The sequence below is a fragment of the Microbispora bryophytorum genome, from assembly GCF_006874465.1.
GTDB classification, from domain to species: domain Bacteria; phylum Actinomycetota; class Actinomycetes; order Streptosporangiales; family Streptosporangiaceae; genus Microbispora; species Microbispora bryophytorum.
Map to the genome: position 1 here is coordinate 1 of NZ_VIRL01000020.1, position 17,075 is coordinate 17,075.

Annotated in this window: 16 protein-coding genes; 11 read left to right on the top strand and 5 right to left on the bottom strand. The window is 72.9% G+C overall.

Annotation, left to right across the window (positions count from 1 at the left end; all coding sequences use genetic code 11):
- Positions 1 to 448: 448 nt before the first annotated feature.
- The 4 genes from FLX07_RS28650 to FLX07_RS28665 all read right to left on the bottom strand — a co-directional run bounded on the left by FLX07_RS28650 (position 449) and on the right by FLX07_RS28665 (position 4,188).
- Entirely contained in the window at positions 449 to 1,660 is a 1,212-nt protein-coding gene (locus FLX07_RS28650) for a Dyp-type peroxidase (RefSeq protein ID WP_142574802.1), read from the bottom strand.
- On the bottom strand, positions 1,653 to 2,270 hold the full coding sequence (locus tag FLX07_RS28655; RefSeq protein WP_142574803.1) for a copper chaperone PCu(A)C: 618 nt from the start codon (positions 2,268 to 2,270) through the stop codon (positions 1,653 to 1,655). The genes FLX07_RS28650 and FLX07_RS28655 overlap by 8 nt, the downstream gene beginning before the upstream one ends.
- A gap of 234 nt (positions 2,271 to 2,504) precedes the next feature.
- Positions 2,505 to 3,119 carry an MFS transporter gene (locus FLX07_RS28660; RefSeq protein ID WP_167748424.1) on the bottom strand — a complete coding sequence of 205 codons (615 nt, stop codon included), beginning with the start codon at positions 3,117 to 3,119 and terminating at the stop codon, positions 2,505 to 2,507.
- A 109-nt stretch (positions 3,120 to 3,228) separates the two neighbouring features.
- Positions 3,229 to 4,188, bottom strand: coding sequence for an AraC family transcriptional regulator (locus FLX07_RS28665; protein WP_142574805.1), 960 nt, complete (start codon positions 4,186 to 4,188; stop codon positions 3,229 to 3,231).
- Between the two features lie 99 nt (positions 4,189 to 4,287).
- On the opposite strand from FLX07_RS28665, the gene FLX07_RS28670 reads away from it, so the two are divergent.
- From FLX07_RS28670 to FLX07_RS28715, 10 genes are all read left to right on the top strand, one after another.
- Entirely contained in the window at positions 4,288 to 5,244 is a 957-nt protein-coding gene (locus FLX07_RS28670) for an SDR family NAD(P)-dependent oxidoreductase (protein ID WP_142574806.1), read from the top strand.
- A 58-nt stretch (positions 5,245 to 5,302) separates the two neighbouring features.
- Positions 5,303 to 5,527 carry a hypothetical protein gene (locus tag FLX07_RS28675; RefSeq protein WP_142574807.1) on the top strand — a complete coding sequence of 75 codons (225 nt, stop codon included), beginning with the start codon at positions 5,303 to 5,305 and terminating at the stop codon, positions 5,525 to 5,527.
- Positions 5,528 to 5,585: 58 nt separating this feature from the next.
- On the top strand, positions 5,586 to 6,623 hold the full coding sequence (locus FLX07_RS28680) for an N-acetylglucosamine kinase (protein ID WP_189104908.1): 1,038 nt from the start codon (positions 5,586 to 5,588) through the stop codon (positions 6,621 to 6,623).
- Positions 6,614 to 8,149, top strand: a complete 1,536-nt coding sequence (locus tag FLX07_RS28685; protein WP_142574808.1) for a glycoside hydrolase family 3 protein — start codon at positions 6,614 to 6,616, stop codon at positions 8,147 to 8,149. Before FLX07_RS28680 ends, FLX07_RS28685 begins: the two co-directional genes overlap by 10 nt.
- A gap of 148 nt (positions 8,150 to 8,297) precedes the next feature.
- On the top strand, positions 8,298 to 10,118 hold the full coding sequence (locus tag FLX07_RS28690) for an ABC transporter substrate-binding protein (RefSeq protein WP_142574809.1): 1,821 nt from the start codon (positions 8,298 to 8,300) through the stop codon (positions 10,116 to 10,118).
- Positions 10,115 to 11,149 (top strand): ABC transporter permease, encoded by a 1,035-nt coding sequence (locus FLX07_RS28695; RefSeq protein ID WP_142574810.1) that lies wholly within the window; start codon positions 10,115 to 10,117, stop codon positions 11,147 to 11,149. The genes FLX07_RS28690 and FLX07_RS28695 overlap by 4 nt, the downstream gene beginning before the upstream one ends.
- Entirely contained in the window at positions 11,146 to 12,078 is a 933-nt protein-coding gene (locus FLX07_RS28700; RefSeq protein ID WP_142574811.1) for an ABC transporter permease, read from the top strand. The genes FLX07_RS28695 and FLX07_RS28700 overlap by 4 nt, the downstream gene beginning before the upstream one ends.
- A 5-nt stretch (positions 12,079 to 12,083) precedes the next feature.
- The gene (locus FLX07_RS28705; protein ID WP_142574812.1) at positions 12,084 to 13,115 is read left to right on the top strand and encodes an ABC transporter ATP-binding protein; all 1,032 of its coding nucleotides are present in this window, start codon (positions 12,084 to 12,086) and stop codon (positions 13,113 to 13,115) included.
- Complete coding sequence (locus FLX07_RS28710) at positions 13,112 to 14,143, top strand: ABC transporter ATP-binding protein (RefSeq protein WP_142574813.1); 1,032 nt, start codon at positions 13,112 to 13,114, stop codon at positions 14,141 to 14,143. Before FLX07_RS28705 ends, FLX07_RS28710 begins: the two co-directional genes overlap by 4 nt.
- Entirely contained in the window at positions 14,140 to 15,036 is an 897-nt protein-coding gene (locus tag FLX07_RS28715; RefSeq protein WP_142574814.1) for a GNAT family N-acetyltransferase, read from the top strand. The genes FLX07_RS28710 and FLX07_RS28715 overlap by 4 nt, the downstream gene beginning before the upstream one ends.
- 2 nt (positions 15,037 to 15,038) lie before the next feature.
- On the opposite strand, the gene FLX07_RS28720 is transcribed toward FLX07_RS28715, so the two are convergent.
- Positions 15,039 to 16,145 carry an exo-beta-N-acetylmuramidase NamZ family protein gene (locus FLX07_RS28720; RefSeq protein ID WP_142574815.1) on the bottom strand — a complete coding sequence of 369 codons (1,107 nt, stop codon included), beginning with the start codon at positions 16,143 to 16,145 and terminating at the stop codon, positions 15,039 to 15,041.
- A gap of 24 nt (positions 16,146 to 16,169) precedes the next feature.
- Between FLX07_RS28720 and murQ the strand changes: the two genes are divergently transcribed.
- Positions 16,170 to 17,072 carry an N-acetylmuramic acid 6-phosphate etherase gene (gene murQ / locus FLX07_RS28725; RefSeq protein ID WP_142574816.1) on the top strand — a complete coding sequence of 301 codons (903 nt, stop codon included), beginning with the start codon at positions 16,170 to 16,172 and terminating at the stop codon, positions 17,070 to 17,072.
- Positions 17,073 to 17,075 lie beyond the last annotated feature (3 nt).

Sequence of the window (17,075 nt, forward strand, 5' to 3'; positions counted from 1 at the left end):
CACTCCCGAAGATCATCCAACCCGCCCCCGACCCCCAGCCCCGCAACTGGCCCGACACCCCGCCCGGACACCTGCCCGCCAACCCCGCCGGAACACCGGACACCATCATGACTCCATCCCGACCTCAGACAACTCCCAGTCACAGCGGCGGACGTCACGACACGACCAGTGGCGAGGCGGACAGCGAAACCAGACAGGGCGCCAGACACGGTGCCGGACACAGTGCCATACACGGTGCCGGACACGGCGCCAGAAGCGGTGCCGGACACGGCGCCAGAAGCGGTGCCGGACACGGCGCCGGACATGGCGCCGGACATGGTGCCAGTGAGCAGGCCGACGACGAAACCGGAGGAGCTTCCTTCAGAAGCGACCTCGAAGTGCCGCCGTTCTGAAGGGGGGCGCGATCCCCGTGACAGGAACCGGGCCGGTCCGTCAGGATGCGCCGGGGTCAGGACAGGATGGTCTCCCCGATCCAGCCGTCTGGCGAACACCCGGGCGGTATGGCGAAAACAGCCGACCCGATGGGTGTGATCCACTGGTTGAGCAGGTCCACCTCGGCGAGGCGCTGCTGAATCGGGACGAACTGCCGTGCCACGTCGGCCTGATAGGACGCGAACAACAGACCCGCGTCGGGCCGGCCCTCCGGGCTGAGGCCGTACTCGTAGTTGTAGGCCCGCCGCAGGATCCGCAGGCCCGGGTCGGCGACCCGGGCGCGGCGGATGTGCGCGTACTCCGAGATGATCGGCAGGCCCGACGGGCCGAGCGCGGCGAAGTCGGGCTCGTCGGTCTCGGCCCGGCCGGTCAGCGGCGCACCGGTGTCCAGCCGCCGCCCGACGCTGAACTCCTTGGCCGACCGGTCCGCGGCGTCCCACTTCTCCAGGTCCATTCGGATGCGGCGAAGCACCAGTGTCGTGCCGCCGCGCAGCCACCCGTCGCGCACCCACACGGCCCGCTCGAAGTCCGCCGACCCGGGCCGGGGGTTGACGGTGCCGTCGAGCTGGCCCATCAGGTTACGCTGGGTCGTCCCCGGCGCGCGCACCTGCGGGCTCTGCCGGAACCCGTGCTGGGTCCAGCGCACGGTGGCGAAGGAGCGGGCGTCCCTGACGAGCACGCGCAGCGCGTGCGCCAGCGTGACGCGGTCGTCCGCGCACACCTGGACCAGCAGGTCCCCGCCGCTCCAGCGGGGCTGGAGGGCGTCGACCTTGAACGGCGGCAGCGCTTGCGGCGCGAGATGCCCGGCCCCTGCCGCCTGGAACAGCCCAGAGCCGAATCCGAAGGTGACGGTGAGCCGCGCGGACAGGAGCGCGAGTTCGGCGTCGGTGTCGGCGAGGGCGGGCTCGCCCCGGGTCAGCCGCCGTGCGTCGTCGGTGAGCAGCCGCATCAGGCGCGCGAGCGCCACACGGCCGGTCCCCGTCCGCAGGTCGAACCCGGCGAACACCGCGAACGTCTGCGGAGACGTCGCGACGCCCGCCTGGTGGGCGCCGTGGAAGGGTTCGACGGCGTCGCCGCCGGGGAGGGGCGCCGGTCCGGCCGATGCGCGTCCTGGAGTGTCCGGTACGGCGGAGACCGGGGCGCAGGCCGCCGCCGCGGCGGCGGCCCCTCCCGTGAGAAGGCCGCGCCGGGTCAGTCGCAGTCCCGCCGCGTATCCGCCCTCACTCATGAGAGGCGTAGGACTCGTTGGCGCCGGCGAAGTCCTTGGCCACCGCAATGAAGGACACCGTCCTGCCGTCCTTCAGGGTGAGCGTGAAGGGCACCTCCACACCCGGCTCGACGGCTGTGCGCACGCCTATGAGCATGATGTGGTCGCCGCCGGGCTGCAGCACGTGCCTGCCGCCGGCGGGGATCACGAACCCGCCCTGCTTGCGGCGCATGGTCGTGGTGCCGCCGTCTCCGACGACCTCGTGCAGCTCCACGGACGAGGAGACGGGAGTGCTCGCCGCGACGACGGTCACCGCCTCGCCGGTGGTGTTGACCAGCGTGGCGAAGGCGGCGCTCATGCCGGAGCGGGCCGTCTTCACCCACGGGTCGCTGATCGACAGCGGGGCGGCGGCCGAAGAGGCGGGGGCCGGCGAGGCCGCGGTAGCCGTAGCGGCCGCGATGGTGGTGGCCGCGGTGGTGGTGGCGGTGCCGGCCACGGTGTGGGGAGTGGCGCCGGTCACGGTGTGGGGGATGGCGCCGGTCACTGTGCCGGACGGCGCGGAACAGGCCCCGGCGGCCAGGAGTGCGGTCAGCGCCGCCGGGAGCACGCGGGTAACGGTCGTGATGGGCATGCGAAAGCCTTCTCTCGGTCGTCCGGCGGGCACGCGGATGGCGTTCCTGGGCATGCGAGGCAGACCCTGTGGGCCGTCCCCTGCGGGCCGTCCGCTGCAGGCCGTCCCGGCGGCGCGGCGGGGACTGGCCGCCACGGCCGAAGATCGGGCATACGCGCGGCATGCTCCGCCGGAAAAAGCATCGACAACGCTCCCGGGGCCCTATGCGGCCGGGAGCGGGTGAGGAGAGCCGTCTCAGATGGACGGCTGGAGAAGGCGAGGGGGGCCGCGCCGGGTGACGCAGTGACGTGGCGCGACGGAGCGCGGCAGGCACGGCTCGTCCGGGTGCGGCGACGCCGGCGGCGTGAACACCGGCGGTGCCGGATCGGCCGCGATCCTCGTGAGCCGTACGGCGAGCCGCCGCAGCAGCGCCCACAGGGCGGCCTCGCCCCTGGCCAGCCACAGCGCCGTCAGCACCACCGCCCAGCCGTGCCCGGCCAGCATTCCGAAGCCCGGCCCGGCATGCGCGTGCCCGGCCATGGCGAGCCCGGTCGGGACATGCTGCGCGAGGACATGCTGCGCGAGGGCATGCTCAGCCAGGACATGAACGGCGGACGACGACGGGGACGACAGGGCGAACAACACGTGCAGCGCGACCTGCAGGGCCGCGAGGAGGGGCAGGATCGCGCGCAGCGTCCGTTCCCTGCCCGACAGCGGCAGCGCGGCGGCGAAGACCGCCGGCAGGCCCAGCGCCAGCGCGCCGGGGGCGACCTCACCACCGCTGACCAGGTGCGCCACCATGCCCAGGCCGAGGCACACCGCGGTGAAGGCGGCGGCTCGGGCGAGGCGGAGAGGCGATGTCACCGGCATGGCACAGCCAATATGGCATGCCGGGTGCCCGGTTCCCGGTCCGGGACGCCGTGTCGCTCGCGGCGCGGACGTCCGGTTTCTTATCCGCCGTCCCTGCGGCGATGCCGGTTCAGCCGGCGGGCTGCGGTGCCGGGCTCGGGGACGCGACGACGGCCGGAGCATCCGCCCGCTGCCGTCGATACTCGCGCGGTGAGCTGCCGGTGATCCGCTTGAACGCGGTGCTGAGGGCGCTTTCCGAGCCGTAGCCGACGGCGAGGGCGATCGTGGCGAGCGTGTCGTCGCCGATGCGCAGACGCTGGGAGGCGAGCTCGATCCGCCACCGGGTGAGGTAGTCGAGGGGGCCGAGACCGACCGTGTCCTTGAACCGCGCGGCGAGGGTGGATCGGGACACCGCACCGGCCCGTGCCAGCTCCGCGACGGTCCACGGGTGGGCGGGCCGGGCGTGAATGGACCGCAGCGCCGCCGCGACCACGGGGTCGGCGAGACCGGCGAGCCACCCCGACACCGCGTGGGGCTCGCGGGCGAGATGCAGACGCAGGACGTGGATGAGCATGACCACGGCGAGATGCTCGGCCACGAGCGTCGAGCCGATCGGACGCCCCCGCAGCTCGGCGTCGATCTGACCGAGGGCCCACCGCACCGCGCTCGCCTCGTCGGTGTCCGCGGGCACGTGGATGACCGGGGGCAGCCCGTCGAGCAGGAGCCCGCGCGCGCGGTCGCCGAACGAGAAGCGGCCGCCGACGAGGAAGGTGTCGACACCGTCGCCGACGTGGGGGAGGCGGTCCCCTGCGGCCGTCCACAAGGGCCCGGCGTCGACCGGGACGGCGTCGGGGTCGCTGAAGAGCGTGAAGGCGAGGGGGTGCGTGAGCAGGAAGCAGTCGCCCTCCGCCAGAGGGATCGGCGCGGTGAGGCCCTCGACGTCCAGGAGGCACCGGCCGCGCCGGAGGGTGTTGAACTTCACGCCGTCCGGCGGTTCGAAGCGCACCGCCCAGCTGCCGCCCGCCGTCATTCCCGTGGACAGGTGCGCCCTGGTGCCCAGCAGCGCGAGCACGTCTTCGAGCGGATCCATCTGCTTCCCCCGCGGCGATTCGAGTCGATTGGACGTACAATGAAGTTCTGTGGACTTTCTATTATAGATAGTCTGAGTCGTGGCTTCTAGCGTGGCCTCATGAACAGCAACCAGACTCGTCTCACGACTCCGTTCCACTCCCACGCCACCGCTGCGGAGGTCATCGAGGGGGTGGATCTGACCGGGCGGCGCGTCGTCGTCACCGGCGGCGCCTCCGGCATCGGCACCGAAACCGTCCGCGTCCTGGCCGCGGCCGGCGCGGAGGTCACCATCGCCACCCGCGACCAGGCCGCCGCGGCGAAGGTCGCCGCGACCTTCGCCGACCTGCCCGGAACCGTGCGGTCCGCCGCGCTCGACCTGGCCGATCTGTCGTCGGTCGCGGCGTTCGTGCGGGACTGGCGCGGCCCGCTCGACGTGCTGGTCGCCAACGCCGGGGTCATGGCCATCCCGGTGCGGGAGGTGACCGCACAAGGCTGGGAGATGCAGCTCGCGACGAACTATCTCGGACATTTCGCTCTGACCATGGGCCTGTACAGCAGTCTGCGGGCGGCGGGCCGGGCGCGGATCGTCGTCGTCAGCTCCGGGGCCCATCGCGACGCGCCCTTCAACTTCGACGACCCGCAGTTCGAGCGCCGGCCGTACCACCCGTGGGCGGCCTACGGGCAGTCCAAGACGGCGGACGTCCTGCTCGCGGTGGGTGCGCGCCGGTGGGCGGCCGACGGAATCACGGCGAACGCGCTCAACCCCGGCTGGATCATCACGAACCTCCAGCGTTACATGGACGAAGCGACCATGCGGGAGATGGGCGCGATCGACGAGAACGGCGAGATCATCCCGCAGCCCTACCTCAAGACGCTCGCCCAGGGCGCGGCGGCATCGGTGCTGCTGGCGGCCTCGCCCCTGGTGGAAGGCGTGACCGGCCGCTACTTCGAGGACAACCAGGAGGCCCCGCCCGCCACCCCCGAAGTTCCGGGCGGCGTGGCGGCCCACGCGCTCGATCCGGACGCGGCGGACCGCCTGTGGGACTACGCGAGTTCGGTGCTCGCAACGGCATAGGAAATGTGCCGTTTGGGCACTTCAAGAGATATCGGCGGCGTGTTCGATGGGGGGAACCATGGCTGTATCGGCAGACCTGGCGAAGCTGCTCGACCGCGAGTACGAGGACAAGACCCTGGACGAGATCATCAAGGCGCCGGTGGACGCGCTGGCCGGTGTGAGCGCGGAGGACGCGGAGCTGTTGAAGAAGGCCTTCCACGTCAAGACCGTCGGGGATCTCGGACGCAACAAGTTCTTCCGGGCGGCCACCGCGCTCGTCGATCTCACCGACAGCAAGAAATAGCCGGATATCTCGCCCGACCGGTGGCCGTTGTAGAAGATTTCCATCGCCTTATAGGTTGATGGAAGGTATCTACAAGGGGGCGGCCGTGGGGGCTCTGTTCGTCGGCGTGGACGGGGGCGGCACCAGCACGCGCTGCGTCGTGGTCACCGCGTCGGGCGAGATCGCCGGGCGGGGACGGGCCGGCGGTGCCAACGCGATCTCGGTCCCCGACCCGGTCGCCAACCTGCGCGCCGCGCTACTCGGCGCGCTGGAGGGCCTGGACCCCACACGGGTCGCCGGGGGCGTGTTCGGTCTGGCCGGGTCCGCCCGCGCCGCCGAGCCCGCCGAGCGGGCCTGGCGGGAGGCCGGGCTCGCCGGGCGCCCGGCGGTGGTCGCGGACGTGCTCGTCGCCTTCACCGGCGCGACCGATCAGCCCGACGGCGCGGTCCTGGTGGCCGGCACCGGCGCGATCGGCGCCCGCGTCCGCGACCGCCGCGTCGTACGGCGGGCCGACGGCCTGGGCTGGCTCCTGGGCGACGAGGGCTCGGGCGTGTGGCTGGGCCGCCGGGCCGCCGCCGCGGCGCTGCACGCGATCGACGGCCGGGGCGCGCCCACGGTGCTGGTCGCCCGGGTGGCCGAGGCCGTCCTGGGAACGGGGGCGCCCGGCGAGGACGACGGGCCCGCGCTCACCCAGGCCCTGGTCGCGGCCGTGTACGCGCGGGTCGCCGAGTCGGGGCCCGCCTGGCTGGGCACGCTCGCGCCCGTGGTGGACGCCGCCGCCCGCGAGGGCGACGAGGTGGCGCGCGGCATCGTCGCCGAGGCGGCACGCAGGCTGTGCCGTACGGCAGGGGTCGTCGTGGGGGAGGGCACTCCTGCACGGGGAGTCCGGGCGGGGGGTGGCGGAGGGCCGCTGGTGCTCGCGGGGTCGCTGCTGACCGAGCCGACCGAGCTCGCCCATCTGGTCCGGGCCGAGCTGGGCAGGCGGGCCGTGCTGATGCGCGCGGGAGACAACGCGGCGGGGGCCGCCGCGCTCGCGGTGCGGTCCGCCCTGCCCGGCGATCCACGCGCCGACGAGGCGCACCGCGTGCTGATCGAGCAGGGGGGCCCATGGGGCTGAGCGGCGGCGAGCTGGACCGGATGGCGATGGCCGTGCTCCAGCCCGGTTTCGAGGGCACGGAACCGCCCGACTGGTTGCGGCGGGCGCTCGGCGAGGGCCTGGGCGGGGTGGTCCTGTTCGCCCGCAACATCGCCCGCAACATCGCCCGCAACATCGCCCGCGACGTCGCGCGCGACGTCGCCCGTAACAACGCCCGCGGCTCGGTGGCCGCCCTGGTCGCCGATCTGCGCCGGGAACGGCCGGACGTGGTCGTCGCCGTGGACGAGGAGGGCGGCGCCGTCACCCGGCTGGAGGCCGCCACCGGCAGCTCCTGGCCGGGCAACCTGGCGCTCGGCGTCGCCGGCGACGAGTCGCTGACCCGCCGGGTGGCGCGGCAGATCGGCCGCATGGTCGCCGCCGCCGGCATCACCCTCGACTACGCCCCGGTGGTGGACGTCAACGCCGACCCCCGCAACCCCGTCATCGGCGTGCGTTCCTTCGGCTCCGACCCCGACGAGGTCGGCCGCCACGGCGCCGCGTGGATCGAGGGGCTGCAGAGCGCGGGGGTGGCCGCCTGCGCCAAGCACTTCCCCGGCCACGGGGACACCGTGACCGACTCCCACCTGGCGCTGCCCGCCGTACGCGCCTCCCGCGAGGTGATAGAACGGCGCGACCTGCCGCCGTTCCGGGCGGCCATCGCGGCGGGCGTGCGCGCCGTGATGTGCGGCCACCTGCTCGTCCCCGCCGTCGACGCGCTCCCCGCGACGCTGAGCCGTGCGGTGCTGACCGGCCTGCTGCGCGAGGAGCTGGGGTTCGACGGGCTCGTGGTGACCGACGCGATCGAGATGCGCGCGGTCTCCGCCCTGCACGAGCCGGGCGAGATCGCGGTCCGCGCGCTGGCCGCGGGGGCCGACGCGATCTGCGTCGGCGTGTCCTCGGCCCAGGGGGAGAGCGTCTACGCGCTGCGCGACGCGATCACCGGCGCGGTCCGAGACGGACGGCTGACGGACGAACGCCTGGCCGAGGCGGCGGGCCGGGTGCGGGACCTGGCCGCGTGGTACGACGCTCGGGCCGAGGCCAGGGCCGCGGTGGCCCGCGACGCCGACGAGGGCCTCGGCCTGGCGGCGGCGACGGCCGCCCTGCGCGCGACCCCGGCGGAGCAGGCGGCGGCGCCGCTGACGAAGGCGCCGCTGGTGGTGCACCTGGCGGCGCGGCCCAGCCAGGCCGTCGGCCGCGCGACCCCGCTGAAAGTCGGTCAGGCGATCGAGGAGATCCTGCCCGGGACGGCGACGGCCGAAGTGGACGGCGACGGGCACCTGCCGGATCTGAGCGAGGCGGGGCGCCCGCTCGTGATCGTCGTCCACGACGCCGTACGGCACGCCTGGATGCGGCGGCTCCTGGAGGAGGCGCTGCGGGCCCGCCCGGACGCGGTCGTGGTCGAGACGGGGATGCCGGGGCCGCCCGCCGGGCGGCTGTATCTCACCACCCACGGTAACTCCACGGCCTCCGCGCGGGCGGCGGCCCGCTGGCTCACCGGCGGCGCCTGACCGGTTCGCCGGTCGCTCACGTGAGACGTCTTCGCAGGTAGTGGCCTCGGTAAAAATTAACTCCATCTCCACGTCTGCTCGTGGAAAAAATTGACGGCATCGCGAGCGCGCCCGTATTGTCCAGGCAATCGGGAACCAGGAGCAGCCCATGAAGCGACTCGCAGCGATCATGGCGGTGGCGTCCATCGTCACCGTGACCGCCTGCGGCACTACCGGGACGACGGACACCGCCCAGCGGGGCGGCGGCGTGTACACCACGATCGACGGCAGCAAGCAGATCAACGCGAGCGCGCCGATCAACCCGTTCAACCCCGTCGGATCGGTCTTCTCGGGATACAACGGCATGGCGCTGGCGTGGCCCAAGAACGACCCCACCGACCCCAACCAGTTCTACCCGGCCATCGCCAGGAGCTGGAGCATCTCCCCTGACCGGTCGGAGGTCGTCATCCGCCTGCAGCCGAACGCCAGGTGGTCCGACGGCGTGCCGGTGACCAGCGAGGACGTGCGTGTCTCGATCGGTCTCGCCTACACCCAGGGCGGCACGGCGTACGCGCTGGACCCGAAGGCGGCCGGCGCCGCCGCCGACATCCAGGTCGTCGACCCCAAGACGATCAGGGTGACACAGGGCGCCAACCGCAGCTCGACGTTCCTCGCCAACCTGCTGTCGACGGTGGTCGTGCCCGCGCACGTCTTCGGGAAGCTGCTGCCCGCGAACTTCTGGCAGACGCTCAAGGTCGCCCAGCACGGCCAGGGCGCGGCGGCCGAGAAGGCGAAGAGCCAGATCACCGGGCTGGCGGAGAATGTCATCGCCTTCGACCCCGGCCACGACGTGTCCGCCGGGCCGTTCGTGCTGGAGCGGGTGAACCCCGGCGCGGCGCTGCTCACGCGCAACCCCTACTTCTACGCCCGGCAGAACATCGTGCCGGACAAGGTGAAGCTCCTGAACTACACCGGCAACGAGCAGATCTGGAACTACCTGATCGCCGGCCGGCTGGACAACGCTCCCTTCACCTCCGTGCCCACCGCCGTCCTGGACCGAATCCGCGACGCGAAGGGCAGCGAGGTGATCAAGGGCTACTCTCCCGTGGCGGTCTCCCTCGCGTTCAACCAGTCGCACAAGCCGTACGACAACGTGCACGTGCGGCGGGCGATCGCCTACCTGATCGACCGCGCCCAGGTCACGAAGATCGCCTCTCCGGAGGGCGGCACGCCCGCCGTCACCACCTCCGGCATCCACGCCAAGGCGGCCCGGGCCTGGCTGGGCGACGCGTTCGACAGCCTGAATCAGTACCGCGTGAGCCCCGCCAAGGCCGACGCCGAGCTGAAGGCGGCCGGCATGACCAAGCGGGGCGGCCACTGGACCCTGCCCGACGGCAGCCCGTGGAAGGTCCGCATCCACGTGCCCGCGTCGTTCTCCGACTGGGTCGCCGCGGCCAAGTCGATCACCAGCCAGCTCGGCGACCACGGCATCGACGCGAGCGTGGTCACCGCCGCCGACTACACCCTTTATCTCGGAGAGCTGGCCGACGGCAAGTACGACCTCGGGTTCTGGCTGATCGGCCTCGGACCCTCGCCGTACAACATCTTCCAGCGGCTGTACGGGCAGGCGAACGGCTGGCAGATGTTCGGCGGCCGGCTGCGGCACGTCGCGCCGGGCACCGAGGGCAACTGGATGGGCGGGCCGGAGAAGGCCGACGCCGGCGCCGCCGGCACGGTCGACCCCGGCGAGCTGACCAGCAAGCTGAACTTCGCGTCCCACGACGAGCAGCAGCGCATCGTCGGCGTCCTGGCCAAGGTCGCCAACGAACAGCTCCCGGTCGTCCAGCTCTGGGACTACGTGAACACCCAGTTCGTGAACACCTCCCGGTACACCGCGTTCCCGCCGGACGACGACGAGTCCCTGCGGCTGTCGTCCGGGGTGTGGATGCAGCTCGGGATGATCAAAAAAGCGGAGAAGGGGCAGGCATGACGCACGCCGTTCCGGGGCGTCCCCGGCTGGGCGCGGTCGCCAGGAAGATCGGCGGCCATCTGGGCCGCGGCCTGGCCATGATCTGGGTCGTCGCCACGATCAGCTTCGTCATCATCCGGGAGATCCCCGGCGATCCCGTGCTCGGGCAGTACGAGAGCCTGATCCAGAAGGGCATGTCGCCCGAGCAGGCCGAACGGGCCACCGCCGTCCTGTACGGCTTCCTGCCGACCGGCAACCTGTGGCAGCAGTACGTCGGCTACATGGGCTCGCTGCTCCACCTCGACCTCGGGCGGTCACTCAGCACACCAGGCGTGGAGGTGACCACGCTCATCGGCCACGCGGCCCGGTGGACCGTGCTCCCGGTCCTCGCCGGCACGCTGCTGAGCTTCCTGCTCGGCGTCACCATGGGCGTCTACGCCGCGATCAAGCGGTCGGGCAAGCTGGGCGACGTGCTCGCGCTGTCCGGCTCGCTGCTGCACGGCGTGCCGGTGTACGTCATCGGCCTGCTGCTCACCGCGATCTTCGCCACGCTGTGGCCGATCATGCCGTCGGGCGGGCCGGTGGACGTCGAGTTCGTCCCCGGCTTCAACGCCGGCTACATCGGCTCGCTGGTGCACCACGCCGTGCTGCCGGTCGTCACGTACACGCTGGCCAGCTACGGCGGGTGGATCCTCGCGATGAAGTCGAACGTCGTCGCCGTGCTCGGCGACGACTTCATCCTCGCGGCCGAACTACGCGGCCTGCGGCGCGGCTTCGTGTTCCGGTATCTCGCGCGCAACGCGATCCTGCCGCTGTTCACGATCCTCGCCCTGTCGATCGGCATGCTGTTCGGCGGCTCGATCTTCATCGAGGAGATCTTCAACTACCCGGGCCTCGGCCTGCTGCTCGTCAACAGCATCAGCAGTCGCGACTACGCGCTGATGGGAGGCACGTTCCTGGTGATCACGGTGGGCATCGTCGTCGCCAACATCGCCGCCGACCTGCTGTACACGGCGATCGACCCCCGGGTCAGGAGCGGAGGCGCGGCATGACCGTCATCGTCAACCCGGAGGGGGCGATCAGCCCCGGGGCCGTGCCGGCCGGGACGACGCGGGCCACGCTGCGGCGCAACTTCTGGCGCGGGGTGTGGCGGGTGCTGCGGCGCAAGCCCAGCCGCATGGCCGGGGTGGGCATCGTCGTGCTGTTCGCGGTCATCGGTGTGGCCGGGCCGCTGCTCTACCCCGCGCAGCTGCCGCGCGACGACAACGCGCTGTACGCGCCGCCGAGCCTGGCCCACCCCTTCGGCACCGACTTCGAGGGCACCGACGTGCTCGCACTGGTCGTCACCGGCGCGCGCTACGTGCTGCTCACCGGCCTGGCCACGGCCGTCATCACGGTCGCGCTCGGCACGCTCATCGGGCTGGTCGCGGGCTTCCACCGCGGCCGGTGGGACACGCTGCTGATGCGCCTGACCGACATGAACCTCGCGATTCCCGGCCTGCCGCTGCTGCTCGTGCTGTCCACGGTGTGGAAGTTCGAGAGCCCGCTGGAGATGGGCCTGGTGCTCGGGGTGCTCGGCTGGGGCGGCATCGCCCGCGCCGTGCGGTCGCAGACGCTGTCGTTGCGCGAGCGCGGCTTCATCGAGGCCGCCCGCGGCCTCGGCCTGCCCACCCGGCACATCATCGGCCGCGAACTGCTGCCGAGCATGGCGCCCTACATCGCGATGAACATGCTCATCGCCGTCACCGGCGCGGTGTACGCCCAGGTGGGCCTGTTCTTCCTCGGCGTGCTGCCGTTCGAGTCGAACAACTGGGGCGTGATGCTGAACCTCGCGGTGTTCAACGGCGGGGCGCTCACCACTCCCGCCGCGCTGCCGTACCTGCTGGCCCCGCTGATCGCGATCCTGCTGCTCACTCTGGGCATCGTGCTGATCGTGGACGCGATGGACGAGATCTTCAATCCCCGCCTGCGGGAGGAGTAGCCCCCATGACCGCTCACACGGCCGCACGTCACACGGCCGCACCGGGGGTCCGGATCCGGGACCTCACGGTCGTCTACAAGACGCCCGCCGGCGAGCTGCCCGCCGTACGCGGCGTCGACCTCGCCCTGGCCCCCGGCACGATCACCGGCGTCGTCGGCGAGTCGGGTTCGGGCAAGTCGACGCTCGCGTTGTCGCTGCTCAACGCGGTGCAGCCGCCCGGCAGGATCGCGGCGGGCAGCGTCGAGATCGACGGCCTCGGCGACGTGCTGACGCTGCGGGGCGAGGACCTGCGCCGCACCCGCGGCCGCCAGGTCGGATACGTCTTCCAGGCCGCGCAGAACTCGCTGAACCCGCTGAAGACCATCGGCAAGCAGCTGCTCGACCTCGGCCGCTCCCACGACGTGGAGGACCTGCGGGGGCTGGTGCGCGACGCCAAGGACCTGCTGGCCCGCATGGGCATGGACGGCGCCCGGGTGCTCGACTCCTACCAGCACGAGCTGTCCGGCGGCATGCGCCAGCGGGTCGGCATCATGCTCGCGCTCGTCCTGAACGCCAAGGTCGTCGTTCTGGACGAGCCGACCACCGCCCTCGACATGATCACGCAGGCCACGATCCTGCGGATCATCCGCGAGGTCCACGAGGAGCGGGCGCTCACCACGCTCGTCATCACCCACGACGTCGGCGCGGTGGCCGAGGTCGCCGACAGCCTCGCCGTCATGTACGGCGGCCGGGTGGTCGAGCACGGCCCGGTGACCGAGGTGCTCGGGAGCGCCCGGCACCCGTACACCCAGGGCCTGATCAGGGCGATCCCGCGGCTGTCCGGCGATCTGTCGCTGGCCCGGGCGCTGCCCGGCCGCCCGCCGACGCTCGGGACGCTGCCCACGCAGGGCTGCGTGTTCCGCGAGCGCTGCGAGCGGCGGATGGAGGTGTGCGAGACCGACGAGCCCATGTCCGTCACGCAGGACGGCCGCACCGTCGCCTGTCACGCCGCCGACCGCCACCTCACCCTGGTCAAGCGGAAGGAGGAGTTCGTGTGATCACGGGGACCGGCATCACCAAGATCTTCAAGCAGCGTGGCAGCGTGCTCGGCGCCCGCGAGGTGCCCGCGCTGCGCGGCGTGGACTTCGCCGTCGCCAAGGGCGGCGCCGTCTCGTTCATCGGAGAGTCGGGCAGCGGCAAGACCACGCTCGGCCGGATCGTCGCCGGCCTGGAGACCCACGACGCGGGCGAGATCGTCATCGACGGCGTGCCGATGTCCACGCTGAGCCACCGCAGGCGGCAGCCGTACTTCCGCCGGATCCAGCTCATCCACCAGGACCCCTACTCGGCGCTCAACCCCACCCGGACGATTCACCAGACGCTGGAGGCGCCGCTGCGGCTGCGCGCCCGGCAGGCGGGCCGCCCGCGCTCGTGGGTCGACGGGCGGGCCGCGGAGCTGCTGGCGATGGTCGGCATCGACCCCGGCTACGTGCTCCCGCGCTACCCTCACCAGCTGTCGGGCGGCATGCGCCAGCGCGTGGTGATCGCCCGCGCGCTCACCATGGACCCCGAGGTGCTCGTCGCCGACGAGGCCGTCTCGATGATCGACGTGTCGCTGCGCCTGGGCATCCTCGCCCTGCTGAAGGACCTGCGCGAGCGCCTCGGCGTGGGCGTGCTGTTCATCACCCACGACATCGCCACCGCCCGCTACATCGGCGACGACGGCGAGCTGTACGTGCTCTACCGCGGCCAGGTCGTCGAGCGGGGCGCCACAGAGAAGATCATCTCGGACCCGGTCCATCCGTACACGCAGTCGCTGCTGTCGGCGATCCCGGTGCTGCACGGCCTGGAACGGCCGGGCGCCGAGCGGGTCGTGCCGAGGGAGATGCAGCGGGAGGGCGAGCCCGACGGCGGCTGCCTGTTCGCCCGGCGCTGCCCGTTCAGCACCGAGCGCTGCGAGAACGAGATGCCCGTGCTGGGCCGCGACGGAGGGCCGGAACAGGAGGCCGGGCAGGAGGGTGGGCAGGAGTACGCCTGCTTCCACCCCAGGCGGCGCAGCGTGATCCCGGTGGGGGTGGGCGAGTGACGGACATCCTTCCGGTCGAGGCGGACGGGGCGCTGGAGCGCCTGGCCGCCGCCGCGCTGTGGGCCGACGCCGACGACGCCGCGCTGGTCGTACGGCGGCTGGCCGACCCGCCGGGGGAGCGGGCGTGGACGGTCCTGGCCACCCCGGACCGGGACGGCGCCGTGTTCACCTCGATCGGCGCGGACGGCGCCGGTCACATCGACCTGATCGCCGTGGATCCCGCCGCCCGGGGCCGGGGGATCGGGCGGGCGCTCGTGGGCGCGGCCGAGGAGTGGATGCGGGCGCGCGGCGCGGCCGAGGCGAGGTTCGCCGGCAACCCGCCCTGCTACGCCTGGCCCGGGATCGACGTGCGCTACACCCCGGCCGCCTGCCTGGCCGAGAGCCTGGGTTACGAGCGCTACCGCGTGGCCTGGAACATGACGGCCGACCTGCCCGCCCGCTACGACGAGGCCGAGCACGAGGCCGACCTGGCCCGGCTCGCCGCGGCCGGGGTCACCGTCGCCGCGGCGCCTGCTCACGGTGACCCGGCCGGAGAGCGGGCGCAGGTCGCGGCCTTCGTCCGCGAGCAGTGGAACGACAAATGGGCCTGGGAGGCCGAGCAGGCGACCGGTCTGCATTACGCCTTCCGCGACGGGGCGGCGCGCGACGGGGAGATCCTCGGCTTCGCCGCCTGGGGCGCCCGGCCGCTGTGGTTCGGGCCGATGGGCACGGCCGAGGCCGCCCGTGGGCTCGGCGTGGGCCGGGTGCTGCTGCGCCGCTGCCTCGACGAGCAGGCCGCCGCCGGGCAGACGTCCGCGCAGATCGGCTGGGTGGGCCCGCTCCGCTTCTACTCCCGGGCGGTGGGCGCCCGCGCCGAGCGGGTGTTCTGGCTCTACCGCCGCGCGCTGGGCTGATGTCAGCCGTACAGCAGTTCACCCTGGGGCGGGCCCGGCGGGGGGCACAGCCCGCGGGGGTCGCGGCCCGCCTCCAGGTGCTCGCGCAGCGAGGCCGAGCCCCACAGCAGGTCGAGGAACGGCTCGCAGGCGAAGTCGCCCGGATACAGGCTGCGCAGCACGTGCAGGACGGACACACCCGTCAGCACCGGCGGGAAGGCCTCCCGGTCGGTCACGTGCAGCTGCACGCCGCGCACCACGACGCCCGCGTGCCTGCCGAACGTCGGGGTGAACCACGTGTCGCGGAAGCGCACCCCGGGAAGGCCGAGATCGTTCAGCGCGGCGGCGAACCGGCCGTCCGCGTACGGCGCGCCGACCAGCTCGAACGGCCGGGTCGTGCCCCGGCCCTCGGCGGCGTTCACCCCCTCCAGCAGCCCGGTGCCGGGGTAGACCAGGGCGGTGTCGAGGGTCGGCATGTTGGCCGACGGCAGCACCCAGGGCAGCCCGGTGCGGTCGAAGTGCCACTGCCTGCGCCAGCCCTCCACGCACACCACGTCCAGCTCGGCGCCGATCGCGCGGTTGGCGAACACGGCGATCTCGCCCGGCGTGAGGCCGTGCCGTACGGGCAGGGCGGCGCGGCCGACGAAGCTCGCGTAGGCCGGGTCGAGCACCGGGCCCTCGGCCACCGCGCCGCCGATCGGATTGGGCCGGTCGAGCACGGTGAACCGCAGCCCGAGCCGGGCGGCCGATCCCATCAGGTCGTACATCGTCCAGACGTAGGTGTAGAAGCGCGCGCCCACGTCGCACACGTCGAAGACGAGCGCCTCCACCCCGGACGACGCGACCAGCGCGTCCAGGTCGCCGCCGGTCCGCCGGTAGGTGTCGAGCACGGGCAGGCCGGTGACCGGGTCGGCGGTGTCGCCCTCGCCGCCGCCCGCCTGGGCCGTGCCGCGCAGGCCGTGCTCGGGGCTGAACAACGTGGTCACGGGCACTCCGGCGGCCAGCAGGGCCGGTGCGGCGTGGGTCAGATCGGGCAGGACTCCGGTGGGGTTGGTGATGAGCCCGACCCGCACCCGTCCGGTTCCCGGCGTGCTCGTCAGCCGCTCCAGCCCCGTACGCACACGATTCATCTAGCACTCCGAAGCTGAGGAACCATGACCCACTCACTCGCCGCTCTCGCCACCGAACAGAGCGATCCCCGCTTCAGCGGGATCGACACGCTGCCCACGGAGGAGATCGCCCGGCTCATGAACGCCGCCGACGCCGCCGTCCCGGCCGCCGTGGGCCGGGCCGTCCCGGCGATCGCCGCGGCCGTCGACGCGATCGCCGCGCGGATGGCCGACGGGGGCAGGCTCCTCTACGTGGGCGCGGGCACCTCCGGGCGGCTCGCGGTGCTCGACGCCTCCGAGTGCCCGCCGACATTCGGCACGCACCCCGACCTGGTCCAGGGCATCATCGCGGGCGGCGAGGCCGCGCTGGTGCGCTCGGTCGAGGGCGCCGAGGACGACGCGGAGGCGGGCGCAGCCGTGATCCGCGGCAAGCACGTCGGCCCGCTCGACTCCGTGGTGGGCATCTCCGCCAGCGGGCGCGCGCCGTACGTCGTCGCGGCGGTCGAGCAGGCCCGGCGGCTCGGCGCGCTGACCGTGGGCCTGGCCTGCAACACCGGCACCCCGCTCGCACGCGCCGCCGACCACGCCGTCGAGGTCATCGTGGGGCCGGAGGTGGTCACCGGCTCGACCCGCCTCAAGGCGGGCACGGCCCAGAAGCTGGTCCTCAACATGATCTCGACGATCACGATGATCAGGTCGGGGCGGACGTACGGGAACTTCATGGTCGACGTCGTGGCCAGCAACTCCAAGCTCGTCGACCGGGCGGCCCGCATCGTCTCCGACATCACCGGCACGCAGGTGCCGCGGGCCCGGGAGGTCCTGGAGAGCGCGGGACGGGACGTGAAGACGGCCGTCGTGATGATCGAGCGCGGGGTGGGCGCCGACGACGCGCGGGCGCTGCTCGCGGCCCACGGCAACCGGCTCGGCCCGGCGCTGCACAGTGCATGACCA

What these genes read in the sequence shown, in the direction of transcription:
- FLX07_RS28650 (WP_142574802.1), bottom strand. Translation starts at nt 1,660, where the DNA reads ATGAGTGAGGGCGGATACGCGGCGGGACTGCGACTGACCCGGCGCGGC.
- FLX07_RS28655 (WP_142574803.1), bottom strand. Translation starts at nt 2,270, where the DNA reads ATGCCCATCACGACCGTTACCCGCGTGCTCCCGGCGGCGCTGACCGCA.
- FLX07_RS28660 (WP_167748424.1), bottom strand. Translation starts at nt 3,119, where the DNA reads ATGCCGGTGACATCGCCTCTCCGCCTCGCCCGAGCCGCCGCCTTCACC.
- FLX07_RS28665 (WP_142574805.1), bottom strand. Translation starts at nt 4,188, where the DNA reads ATGGATCCGCTCGAAGACGTGCTCGCGCTGCTGGGCACCAGGGCGCAC.
- FLX07_RS28670 (WP_142574806.1), top strand. Translation starts at nt 4,288, where the DNA reads ATGAACAGCAACCAGACTCGTCTCACGACTCCGTTCCACTCCCACGCC.
- FLX07_RS28675 (WP_142574807.1), top strand. Translation starts at nt 5,303, where the DNA reads ATGGCTGTATCGGCAGACCTGGCGAAGCTGCTCGACCGCGAGTACGAG.
- FLX07_RS28680 (WP_189104908.1), top strand. Translation starts at nt 5,586, where the DNA reads ATGGAAGGTATCTACAAGGGGGCGGCCGTGGGGGCTCTGTTCGTCGGC.
- FLX07_RS28685 (WP_142574808.1), top strand. Translation starts at nt 6,614, where the DNA reads ATGGGGCTGAGCGGCGGCGAGCTGGACCGGATGGCGATGGCCGTGCTC.
- FLX07_RS28690 (WP_142574809.1), top strand. Translation starts at nt 8,298, where the DNA reads ATGAAGCGACTCGCAGCGATCATGGCGGTGGCGTCCATCGTCACCGTG.
- FLX07_RS28695 (WP_142574810.1), top strand. Translation starts at nt 10,115, where the DNA reads ATGACGCACGCCGTTCCGGGGCGTCCCCGGCTGGGCGCGGTCGCCAGG.
- FLX07_RS28700 (WP_142574811.1), top strand. Translation starts at nt 11,146, where the DNA reads ATGACCGTCATCGTCAACCCGGAGGGGGCGATCAGCCCCGGGGCCGTG.
- FLX07_RS28705 (WP_142574812.1), top strand. Translation starts at nt 12,084, where the DNA reads ATGACCGCTCACACGGCCGCACGTCACACGGCCGCACCGGGGGTCCGG.
- FLX07_RS28720 (WP_142574815.1), bottom strand. Translation starts at nt 16,145, where the DNA reads ATGAATCGTGTGCGTACGGGGCTGGAGCGGCTGACGAGCACGCCGGGA.
- murQ (WP_142574816.1), top strand. Translation starts at nt 16,170, where the DNA reads ATGACCCACTCACTCGCCGCTCTCGCCACCGAACAGAGCGATCCCCGC.